The following is an 11,462-nucleotide window of genomic DNA, read 5'->3' on the forward strand; positions in this document are numbered from 1 at the left end:
ATATATAGTTTCTATAAAATAGATATTATTACTGAGGAATGCCATTCCTAATATCATCAGGTATGTTAGATCTCTCCTGCAAAGGTATTGAAATAGCATAAAAAGAAAAATAATTCCGTACAGAAAGAACAACCCCACGATGATAATTAAATATGTTGTTTGAGGTACACTCTGCACTTCTAACTGATACTGAGAAAGACACACACCAGCAATAAGATAGCTGACTAAGCAAACTATGTAAAAACTCATCAACCTGCTATTGTTTGAATTACTATTATCCATAACAGCCCTGGCAAGAATCCCTTTTAGCATTTTATATATTAAGTTATTACTTTTTGCAAATTAATAATTCAACCCATAACACAACATTATTTATTCATCTTTTAATGATAAATAGCTTATCTATAACTTCTGTTATTATTCATTAAATATGATGAATTCATTTTTATGCAAACCAGGAGTTTACATACGAGTTACAAATTAAATGATTGGCGATATTATCCACATTACTAAATGTTGATGATTTCAGATGTTATCTATATCTGCTTCTTGATATCATTCTCCTTTAATTTCATGCCGTTAATTAATGTTTATCTCATCTGCCCATTGTGTTTTTTTCATTGTAAGCTGTCGCAAGCTTGCTATTCAATCACCCCCTTTAAACTATAATATCCTCACGTATTGTGCTCCAGTCATAACCGCTTGAGTTTAATACATTACACCCCATTCTTAGATACTTAAGGTTTATTGTTTATGAATCGTATTGGCGGCAGAGTTCAACCCGTATTTTTGTTGTTCCAGGAAGCACCACAACCGTGTGGTTAGGGTGAGAAACACCCGATGCTTCAAGTCGTTGCATACCTGAAACTTCGCGATAAACGAATGCTTTGACAGTTTTCACCACACCACCTATATCTTTTTATTAAGCCAATCACCCATGCGATCAGGATGCGAATATGAATGCCTTGTACCCCACCCTTGAAGAAGCCATTGATGCAGCCCGTGAAGAGTTTCTGGCCGATAATTCAGGCCTTGAATCTGACGAAGCCAGTGTCCAGCAGCTGAACGTACAAAAGTACGTGCTACAGGATGGCGATATCATGTGGCAAGCTGAGTTCTTTGCCGACGAAGATGATGGTGAAGGCGAATGTTTGCCCATGCTGAGCGGTGAAGCGGCACAAAGCGTTTTTGATGGTGACTATGATGAGATTGATATTCGCCAGGAGTGGCAGGAGGAAAATACGCTCCACGAATGGGATGAGGGTGAATTTCAACTGGAGCCTCCCCTTGACACAGAGGAAGGCCAGACCGCAGCCGATGAATGGGATGAACGGTAGTTACTCGTAAGGCCCATGGTGTACATCGAGCGGTAATAGCAACGTATCAAACACCAGCGAAAACGGCAGATCCAGGATGGTGACATAACGCCACGCAGAGTCCCGGACGTCCCATTGTACGCCTGGATAGTATTGATTTCCGTGTCCTTGACCGGGGATCGTCCGGCTAATAATGCTGCCGCATCCGCTCAGAAGAAGGACCATCATTCCCACAGCCAGTATTCGCACTGGATACCTCATGACTTTTATATTCAGTATAAAAAAATACCGGCTCCAGGCCGGTATTTTTACGTTTCACACGCTTATTTTTTCCTGAGCGCCAGTGGGTTCAGGGTAATCCCATGATAATAATTAACCCATGAAGAATACTTATCTGGTGAATTCCAGACGCGATAATGTAAACGCGCCATGGTCACCGGATCGCTTAACAGAACCAGGCGGCGATCGCGATTCAGTTTCTCCGGCGTTTCATTCAGCGCCTGCTCGACATGGCGATCACGTGCGATTTCAAGCACGTTACTCGCACGATGGCGCGCAGTAGCCATTGCCGTTGCCAGCGCGTTAAACGACGGGTTAAACACGGCGTGCATGAAACCGTCATCCAGCGAACGATTACGGTTCAGCTCCAGATAGTTATCCGTGTCCACCAGCACCTTCGGCGGAGAATACTCTTCCGGGATCAGGAACAGTTTCCAGCGTTTGGTACGTAACCCAACCGTTGAGCGGCTGGAAATGACGGAAACAAACGGCGACAGGATTAGTGAAAAGACAATCGGAGCCAGCCAGAACAGGAAACGCAGATCCAGCCAGGCCATCCCTACTGCCCACACCAGACCCAGCAACAGCTGAGAGCCGTGACGCATAAACGCCTCGCCCCACGGAGTGGAGTCGTCATCGCGTTGCGGCGAGTTCCACACCACCTCCCATCCGAGGAAGGCACTCACTACGAAAACAGTGTGGAACAGCATACGTACCGGTGCCAGCAGCACGGAGAACAGAACCTCCAGCAGCAGCGACAGCGTGACGCGAATAAATCCACCGTACTCTTTCGTGCCTTTGCACCAGATAAGCAGAATACTCAGCAGCTTCGGCAGGAACAACAGCACCATCGTTGAGGCAAACAACGCGATAGCCAGCTCAGGACGCCACTGCGGCCAGACCGGGAACAGCTGACGTGGTTGCAGGAAGTACTGCGGTTCCGTCAGCGCATGGACCACCTGTAAGGCAGTAGAAAGTGCAAGGAACATGAACCATAACGGTGCTGACAGATAGGACATCACACCGGTCAGGAACACCGCGCGATGAACCGGGTGCATCCCTTTAACCAGGAACAGACGGAAGTTCATCAGGTTACCGTGGCACCAGCGACGGTCACGCTTGAGCTCATCCAGCAGGTTCGGTGGCAGCTCTTCATACGAGCCCGGCAGATCGTAGGCAATCCACACGCCCCAGCCCGCACGACGCATCAATGCCGCTTCCACGAAGTCATGGGAGAGGATCGATCCCGCAAACGAGCCTTCGCCCGGTAGCGGTGCAAGCGCACAGTGCTCAATAAACGGTTTCACACGAATAATCGCGTTATGACCCCAGTAGTGCGACTCACCCAACTGCCAGAAGTGAAGTCCGGCGGTAAACAGTGGGCCATAAACGCGGGTAGCAAACTGCTGGCAGCGCGCGTACAGGGTGTCCATACCAGACGCTTTCGGTGAAGACTGGATAATCCCGGCATTCGGGTTCGCTTCCATCAGGCGTACCAAACCAGTCAGACAGTCTCCGCTCATCACGGAGTCAGCGTCCAGCACCACCATATAGCTATACTGGTTGCCCCAGCGACGGCAGAAGTCATCGATGTTACCGCTTTTACGCTTCACACGGCGACGGCGGCGACGGTAGAAAATCTGTCCTTCGCCCTGCACTTCAGCAATCAGCTCCATCCACGCCTTTTGTTCCGCAACGCAGATATCGGGGTTGTAGCTGTCACTCAGAATGTAAACATCGAAATGCTCCGCATTCCCCGTGGCTTTAACCGACTCCCACGTCGCGCGCAGGCCCGCAAATACGCGGTCAACGTCCTCGTTACAGATAGGCATGATTAGCGCGGTACGATGCTCGGGATTCAGCGGTTCATCCCCTACCGTTGAGGCAGAAATACTGTACTTGTCACGCCCAATCAGCAACTGCAGGAAGCCCATCAGCGCGGTCCAGAAACCGGCTGATACCCAACAAAAAAGCACGGCAAACAAAATGAGGATACCGGTCTGTAGCACATAAGGCAGCAACTGCATAAAGGAAACCCACAGGTTCTGCCCCATCATATCCGCCGGATTAATGAACGCCCATCCCTGATAAGGAAGGATCGTCTTCATATACCAGGTCGCTACGACCGTTTGCGCCAACGTTAAGATCAACAGCGTATAACGGCGGATCGTGCCAACGGTACGCCATTTCTGCTCACTCTCTTGTTCTTCTTTCGTCAAACGAGAAAGATAACGCGGTGTGACATCGCGCCCGCGCAGGCGATCCCAAAAACGACCAACCGGGTTAGTACGCCAGGGATCGGGAAACATTGAGGTACGTGTTGCTTTCGGCATTGCCTGCAGCTGGTCACGCCCTTCATCATCCTTTATCAACTGATCTTTGGCCAGAGAGTCTGGCCAGGCTTGCTCAAGGCGAGCTTTTACAGAACCCTGCGGTGAATCATCTTCGCGCGAGTAAGTACGGTGCTCGGCATCCAGCGCCTGATGAACGGCGCGGATGTCAGTTTTCGGCAGTGCCGCTTTTTCGATATCCGAAAGCGGCATTGCGTCAATATACTCAGTTGTCTTATTCATTGGCAGGTAACTGGTAGCTCCAGGTTTCACTCAACGGCTGATCGGCATTGGCCAACGCAGCACGCATTTCAGTGGTTTTCTTCGCATCTTTCACTTTCACGCGCAGCATCAAACGCCAACCTTTCGTAACCGGGTTGTAACGCACAGTGCTTTCCACGATTTCACCGTTGTCGCCAATGCTGGTTTGCGCGGTAATCGGGGTGTCCTGCGGCAGCTTTTTCATCTCGGTGCCGGTAAAATCCACCACAAACGCGATAGTACCGTCAGGCTGACGAATGAGATTGGATTGTTTGACATCCCCTGTGGAACGGCGAGTCTGTTGCACCCAGGCATTTTCTGGCGCATGAAGCTTATCTTCATCACGCGTAAACGTCAGGGTGTACTTAAAGTTCATCTCTTTACCGGCTTCCGGCAGTTGATCCGGCGTCCAGTAGGCAACGATGTTATCGTTTGTTTCGTCGTTAGTTGGGATCTCAACTAATTCAATTTTGCCTTTACCCCAGTCGCCTTTTGGCGTGATCCAGGCACTTGGGCGCAGATCATAACGATCGTCGATGTCTTCAAAACGGGAGAACTGACGTCCACGTTGCAGCAGGCCGAATCCTTGCGGGTTTTCCATCGCAAAGCTGCTCACCGCGAGATGTTTCGGGTTATTCAGCGGACGCCAAATCCATTCGCCGTTACCAGCATGGATAGACAATCCGTTTGAGTCGTGCAGCTCAGGACGATAATTTGTCGTCGGAGAAGGCTGGTTCGGCCCGAACAGGAACATACTGGTTAACGGAGCTACGCCCAGTTTGCCCACTTTATCGCGCAGATAGACTTTGGACTGAACATCCACAACCGTGTCACGGCCAGGAATAATCACAAAGCGATACGCCCCGGTCGCACGCGGGGAATCCAGCAAGGCATAAATGGTTAAACGTTTGTCAGTCGGTTTTGGACGTTCGATCCAAAACTCGCGGAAGCGGGGAAATTCTTCGCCAGAAGGCAGAGCGGTATCTATCGCGAGGCCACGCGCAGACAGACCATAGACCTGGCCTGCACCCAGAACACGGAAATAGCTGGCACCGAGCATGCTGACGATTTCATCGTTTTTGTCTTTGCTGTTGAGCGGATACAGCACTTTGAACCCGGCGAAACCGAGATCTTTTACCGTGTCTTTATCATGCTGAACATCGCCAAAATTAAAGTAATCCGGGCTGTATTTGATTCTTTTCACCGCAGTGGCGGTGACTTCGTTAATCTTGACCGGCGTGTCGAAGTACATACCCTGGTGGTAGAATTCGAGCTTAAATGGGGTCTTGAGATTGCTCCAGTATGCTTTGTCGCGATTAAACTGGATCTGCTGATAATCCGCATATTTCATGTCGCGGAAAACGGAGGGCAAGTTACTTTTTGGCGCCTCGTAGCCTTTATCGGCTAAGGATTGAGCTTGCTTTGCAACATCATCAATACTGAACGCCCAGCTCGATGATGTGTACAGCGTTAACATTACTGCTGCACCCAACCAACGCATTTTCATCATTTGTAGTTTATGTTTCATAATTAGTAAGCACTTCCCCCTTTGTGTGCTTATATTGATCCGATCCATTTTAATGGATAATCGGGTATTCCGACAACTGAATCCCTGTATTGTTCGCGTGCTGGCTCATGGTTTAAGCAGGTTCGCCTACCTGTTTTCACTTTGAGTGCTTATCCTGGAGACAGGTTGTTGGACTTCGTGTAGGGTTGCCTTCGAATGTAACCATAATTCGTCTTAGGGATAAGACGAAAAGTCTGAGAATACGTAACTGTCTATGAGCTCTGTATCTCCACCGCGTGAATATTTCCTGGATTCCATCCGTGCCTGGCTGATGTTGTTGGGAATTCCCTTCCATATCTCGCTGATCTACTCCACACATACCTGGCATGTGAACAGCGCGGAACCGTCATGGATATTGACCCTCTTTAACGACTTTATTCATGCATTTCGCATGCAGGTCTTCTTTGTTATTTCGGGTTATTTTTCATACATGCTGTTTTTGCGCTACCCCTTAAAGCGGTGGTGGAAAGTGCGTGTTGAACGCGTGGGGATCCCTATGCTGACCGCGATCCCGCTACTCACGCTGCCGCAATTTATCATGCTGCAATATGTGAAAGGCAAAGCCGACAGCTGGCATACTCTCAGCGGATACGATAAATACAACGCTCTGGCATGGGAGCTGATTTCTCATCTGTGGTTTTTACTCGTCCTTGTCGTTTTAACAACCGTGAGTATGTGGGTGTTTAGCCAAATGAAACACCGGTTGACGAGCCCCGATGGCGCCAGCAATTCCACGGTATCGATGACGAAACTGACGTTGATATTTTTGTTGCTTGGCGTCGGATATGCCGCCGTCAGAAGAACAATTTTTATCGTCTACCCTTCTATTCTCAGCGATGGCATGTTTAATTTCATCGTCATGCAAACGCTGTTCTATGTGCCGTTCTTTATGCTCGGCGCACTGGCGTTTATCAATCCGAAACTGAAAGCACTGTTCACAACGCCCTCGCGCGGCTGCACGTTCGGCGCGGCATTCGCTTTTGTGGCTTATCTGCTCAATCAACGCTATGGAAACGGCGATGCCTGGATGTATGAAACCGAATACGTGATAACGATGGTGATGGGACTGTGGATGGTTAACGTCGTCTTCTCGCTCGGCCACCGTTTATTGAATTTCCAGTCAGCCCGCGTCACCTATTTTGTCAATGCTTCACTGTTTATCTATCTGGTGCATCATCCGTTGACGCTGTTTTTCGGAGCCTATATCACACCGCACATCACATCAAATCTGCTGGGTTTTCTCTGTGGGCTGCTGTTTGTGGTCGGGATTGCGGTAATATTGTACGAAATCCACTTGCGGATACCGGTGCTGAAGTTCCTCTTTTCCGGGAAACCCATCGTTAAGCAGGATAAAAACAAGGCCATTGCCGGATAGCAGGCCTGTCATTGCATGGTTCAGAGCAGCCATTCAATCGGTAATACAGAGGCAAGCCTCACCAAAACCCGCTTCCAGAATCCTGTGGCGGGTTCTTTTTTCACTACCCGCTCACTGCCGCCAGGACAATCTACCCAGTTTATCCGGCCCCAGCGATCCAGGCGCAATTGCCAGGCCACATCACGCTGACTTTGCATAAAGCGTTTATGAATCAATGACGCCAGCACTTCACTCTCAATCACAAATCCCATTTCCGTGTTGAGCAACGTTGAGCGCGGATCAAAATTAAGCGAGCCGATGAAGACTTTGCGGCCATCAATACTGAAGGTTTTCGCATGCAGGCTGGAGCCTGAATTCCCGGTCAACCCGCGATCGTGCACCACTGCGCCGCGATCGCGGGTTGGTTTTAGTTCATACAGTTCTACACCATAGCGCAGTAATTTTTTCCGCCAGCGCGCATATCCTGCATGCACAATTGCCACATCATTCGCTGCCAACGAGTTAGTTAAAATAGCAATCTTTACCCCTTTTCTGACCAGGCGCAGGAGCTGTGCGACTCCGGCACGTGTCGGCACAAAGTAAGCAGAAATTATATCAATGCGCTCAGTGGGTGAACCCATGACGTCAAACAAACGCTGCGGTAATAGCGAGTGACGCGGAGCCTTCCCCTCTCCTTTTGCTGGATCGTCACTGAGCAGTCGCGTTTTGGCCCAAATCAGCGACAGTGATCCCTGATCGAGATGCGTCATAAACTGGCTGGTCTCCAGTTTGTGCAAATAGCGTCGGGTAATATCGTCGTTATACCAGGATTCAGGCAGTTCAATGCGTTGGAGCGTTTCTGACTCAGACAACGCCAGGACTTTTTGTAACGTTGAAACTGACTGACATTGCCAGTATCGCTCAAAATCGTCCGCGACCTCTTTCACCACCGGTCCGATGGCCATCACGTCAAGATCGGAAAACAACGGTTCTTCACCCGCACCAAAATAGGCATCTCCGATATTACGCCCACCAACCAGCGTCACTACACCGTCCGCGGTATAACTTTTATTGTGCATGCGGCGATTGAGCCGGGCAAAATCGGTTAAATACCCCACCGCGCGAAGGATGCGAAATGAGAAGGGATTAAACAGGCGGACTTCAATATTCGGATGGTTATCCAGCAGACGCAGCGTGTCATCAAGGCCCGGCGTGTTGTTATCATCCAACAGCAAACGAACCCGTACCCCACGTTTTGCTGCTGCCAGCAGAACAGAAAACAGCAGCAGCCCGGACATGTCGTTCTCCCAGATGTAATACTGCACATCCAGCGTTCGTTCCGCCATTTCTGTCAGCCGATAACGGGCTGCGAAAGCATCCAGACTGTCATCCAGTGCCAGAATGCCGCACTGGTCAGGATGGCTTACGCACAATGGGGTAATGGCACGCTCAAGTCGCGTCATATCAGGCCGTGTTATCATCGCCTTGTTGGGTGAGTAATCTCTTGTATAGTCTGGCATTTTCCTCATCAAAACACACGAAGTAGATTTGATCAGGTAGCGCACGGCGGATGATAAATTTCAGCACCGTATTCACCGCTATCTCCGCCGCCGCCGCACGTGGATATCCATAGGCTCCGGTGCTGATAGCCGGAAACGCAATAGATTGATAACCATTGGCCAGTGCCAGTTGTAATGAATTGAGATAGGCCTCTTCAAGGCGTTCAGCTTCATGATGATCGCCGCCCTGCCAGACGGGCCCAACAGTGTGGATCACCGCTTTGGCGGGAAGATTTCCCGCCAGGGTGATAACCGCATGACCGGTTGGGCATTCGCCCTGTTGCTGTAATACCTGTTTGCAGGCTTCCAACAGTGCAGGTCCAGCTGCGCGATGAATCGCTCCATCAACGCCGCCGCCACCCAGCAGCGATGAGTTGGCTGCATTGACAATCACATCAACGGCGATTGTCGTAATGTCGCCCTGTAAAACATGAACACGCAATTGCATAAGTTCCCCCTGACAAAACACTCTCTGTTAAGTGTACAGCAGGGTTTTCTATGAAATCTCACTTTTTAACCATACAGGTGCATATCTACTCCAGAACGATTCATTTATATTCAATATTAAGAATCGCCAGATTTTTCTGTTCATTAAGGTACTGCATTTTCACACTGGCAATCTGCTGGAGGCTTTGAGAGGCCATCGCTATCTGTTGTGTGTTATAGCGACTACTCCGTAACTTGCCGTCACGTATACATGACAATTCAATCTGTTGTTGTTGCGAGTTCACCTCGCAAGGTGATTCAACTATTGCGCCACGGAAATGGATAATTCCGCCAGGTGTGATTTGCTGCGCCGTTGCGGAGAACATAAAAAAAGAAGTAACACATAAACTGGTACTTAAAATACGTTTTAATAAGGTGCTCATAAGGGTTCCTCAATGATAAACCATCCTTGAGGGATCGAAGTGATCCTTCACCGCTGCGATTAATGACCAAATAAAAACGTTTTCACGTCTCTATATTCATAGAACAGCACCGCTTTCCCAGCCACACCCTTAAAGCAAATACAATACAAAATCATGAACGACTGCTTGAATCAGGCCACTGCTGGGACAGATGCAATGACTGCCCATCCGAAACGGTAACAACAATGTTGACCGTATCCTCAGGTGAAATATTAAAGCTCAGTTTTGTTAATTCAATCGGCCGATTAGCAGGGATCGACAGGCTTGTTTTCTGTTGTGTTTGGCTTTGTCCCCCCGACCCTTTACGTATGGCAAGAACTTGAACCTGACACACGCAGGGTTGAGATAACGTCACCTGCGGAATAATGGTATACATCTCACCTTGCTGGGTCGTATTAAAGGTTATTTGATTTGAAAGCGCGGCAATAAGTAATAGCGTATGCATAATATGCTCCCGAAAAAAAACAGGGCTTTCGCCCTGTTTATTATCAGTCATAAAACTGAATTAGTGCTGGTTAGCTGTCGCATTGTTGCCATAACCAACCTGCTGAATCAGAACATTCGAGTCAGATGCAGTCTGATTAACCACCGCACCGTTACGACCACCGAACTGAGTTACACTGATGTCAGCATTTTTTGCATTCCACTGATTAATATCAGCGCTGTTCTGGAAGCCAGTCTGTTTCAGGCTAATGGTACTGTCATCAGCACCTTGCCCGACGGTAGCACCGTTACCATGTCCGTGTTGTGTGATGGTCACGTCTGATTTACGTGCATCACTTTGCAGCGCATTCGCAACGTTACTTGACCCATATTGGTAAATACTCAATGAAGAGTCCGGGCCATAATTACTGCCACCGTTATGGTGACCATTGCTGTTCAATTGCGGAACAAGGCCTGCCAGAGCACTGCCAGAAACTACGATTGCTGCGAATGCTGCCACTTTTAAAAGTTTCATGGTAAAACCCCCATCGGATTGATTTAAACGTCGTTCACGGATTAGCGTTGAGTAACGCGAATTGCCATTTGCGACTGTCTCTGCACCACAACTGCTGTTTTTTGTGTACCGTACTGGGTAATATTTGCTTTATTACCAGAACCTTTCTGGATAATCATCGCTGTATTACCGTAAGAACTTTGTTTAATACTCGCATCATTGGAGCTGCCCGTTTGATCAATATATGCAAAATTATATGATCCTGTCTGATCTGTTCTCGCCCGGTTACCTGAACCTTCTTGCGAAATGACCGACAATAACTTGCTGCCCTCCTGGCGAGTATTTGCACTGTTAGCAGTGCCAACCTGACCAATAATGGCTGCCTGATTAAATGAAGACTTACTTAATTCATTTACCGCAAAGTTATATTCTGAATTAGCTAAATCATAACTGGTTGCGGATGCAATCCCAGGCACACCCAGTATTGTAAACATCATAAATAACAACTTGTTTTTCATGCTGTCACCCTGGACCTGGTCGTACATGAAGTTAAATTAATTACCACTCAAATTGTTGTTAACATGACTTACATTTGTTAACGCCACGTTACGATGAAGAGTATGTCCGTTGAAACATTTTAAATAACTCACCCGCGAGTGGTATTTTTATATCCAGATTCACACCAAAGTACTAATTAACAGTGAATAACACCGCTACAGGTATAGGTTTTATTTTTATTTCACCATTGGGGATGAATTTCTATGCAGTCGCTAACAACGTGCACTTTCCACGATTTCAAGGCTTCGCAGCACCGCGTCTCGATAGTCATCGATGCAAGTCGTGACAAAGGTCAGTTTTTTCCGCCTAAAATTGTCCAACGTAAAGTGGGACAAAGAATTTTGAATTCATTAGAAATCTAAAACTCGATGATTATAAATCAAAACATTATAA

At 48.1% G+C, this 11,462-nt stretch carries 12 protein-coding genes; 2 read left to right on the forward strand and 10 right to left on the reverse strand.

Going from position 1 to position 11,462, the window contains the following annotated elements; all coding sequences use genetic code 11:
- The coding region (locus tag NNO02_RS21120; protein WP_333908934.1) for an MASE4 domain-containing protein at positions 1–312 on the reverse strand (312 nt) is incomplete at its 3' end.
- 644 nt (positions 313–956) lie between these two features.
- Between NNO02_RS21120 and NNO02_RS21125 the strand changes: the two genes are divergently transcribed.
- Positions 957–1,337: a MysB family protein gene (locus NNO02_RS21125; protein WP_137383210.1), complete on the forward strand. Its 381-nt coding sequence runs from the start codon at positions 957–959 to the stop codon at positions 1,335–1,337.
- Here NNO02_RS21125 and NNO02_RS21130 read toward each other — a convergent pair whose 3' ends face one another.
- The 3 genes from NNO02_RS21130 to mdoG all read right to left on the reverse strand — a co-directional run bounded on the left by NNO02_RS21130 (position 1,338) and on the right by mdoG (position 5,696).
- Positions 1,338–1,577, reverse strand: a complete 240-nt coding sequence (locus NNO02_RS21130) for a YceK/YidQ family lipoprotein (RefSeq protein ID WP_442867922.1) — start codon at positions 1,575–1,577, stop codon at positions 1,338–1,340.
- Positions 1,578–1,639: 62 nt separating this feature from the next.
- Positions 1,640–4,168: a glucans biosynthesis glucosyltransferase MdoH gene (gene mdoH / locus NNO02_RS21135; protein ID WP_271455647.1), complete on the reverse strand. Its 2,529-nt coding sequence runs from the start codon at positions 4,166–4,168 to the stop codon at positions 1,640–1,642.
- On the reverse strand, positions 4,161–5,696 hold the full coding sequence (gene mdoG / locus NNO02_RS21140) for a glucans biosynthesis protein MdoG (protein WP_271455653.1): 1,536 nt from the start codon (positions 5,694–5,696) through the stop codon (positions 4,161–4,163). Before mdoG ends, mdoH begins: the two co-directional genes overlap by 8 nt.
- 271 nt (positions 5,697–5,967) lie before the next feature.
- Between mdoG and mdoC the strand changes: the two genes are divergently transcribed.
- Entirely contained in the window at positions 5,968–7,128 is a 1,161-nt protein-coding gene (gene mdoC, locus NNO02_RS21145; RefSeq protein ID WP_271455648.1) for a glucans biosynthesis protein MdoC, read from the forward strand.
- A 20-nt stretch (positions 7,129–7,148) separates the two neighbouring features.
- Here the strand turns inward: mdoC and NNO02_RS21150 are convergent, their stop codons facing one another.
- The 6 genes from NNO02_RS21150 to csgB form a co-directional block, all read right to left on the reverse strand.
- The gene (locus NNO02_RS21150) at positions 7,149–8,636 is read right to left on the reverse strand and encodes a phospholipase D family protein (RefSeq protein WP_271455649.1); all 1,488 of its coding nucleotides are present in this window, start codon (positions 8,634–8,636) and stop codon (positions 7,149–7,151) included.
- Positions 8,572–9,114 carry an O-acetyl-ADP-ribose deacetylase gene (gene ymdB / locus NNO02_RS21155; RefSeq protein WP_271455650.1) on the reverse strand — a complete coding sequence of 181 codons (543 nt, stop codon included), beginning with the start codon at positions 9,112–9,114 and terminating at the stop codon, positions 8,572–8,574. Before ymdB ends, NNO02_RS21150 begins: the two co-directional genes overlap by 65 nt.
- A 100-nt stretch (positions 9,115–9,214) precedes the next feature.
- Complete coding sequence (locus tag NNO02_RS21160) at positions 9,215–9,535, reverse strand: type 1 fimbrial protein (protein ID WP_271455651.1); 321 nt, start codon at positions 9,533–9,535, stop codon at positions 9,215–9,217.
- A gap of 151 nt (positions 9,536–9,686) precedes the next feature.
- Positions 9,687–10,019 (reverse strand): curli assembly chaperone CsgC, encoded by a 333-nt coding sequence (gene csgC, locus NNO02_RS21165; RefSeq protein WP_137383204.1) that lies wholly within the window; start codon positions 10,017–10,019, stop codon positions 9,687–9,689.
- A 60-nt stretch (positions 10,020–10,079) separates the two neighbouring features.
- Positions 10,080–10,532, reverse strand: a complete 453-nt coding sequence (gene csgA / locus NNO02_RS21170; RefSeq protein ID WP_137383203.1) for a curli major subunit CsgA — start codon at positions 10,530–10,532, stop codon at positions 10,080–10,082.
- Between the two features lie 41 nt (positions 10,533–10,573).
- On the reverse strand, positions 10,574–11,029 hold the full coding sequence (gene csgB / locus NNO02_RS21175) for a curli minor subunit CsgB (RefSeq protein WP_048211206.1): 456 nt from the start codon (positions 11,027–11,029) through the stop codon (positions 10,574–10,576).
- Positions 11,030–11,462: the final 433 nt, after the last annotated feature.

This window comes from Citrobacter sp. Awk 2 (assembly GCF_028069815.1).
In the GTDB taxonomy this organism is placed as follows: domain Bacteria; phylum Pseudomonadota; class Gammaproteobacteria; order Enterobacterales; family Enterobacteriaceae; genus Citrobacter.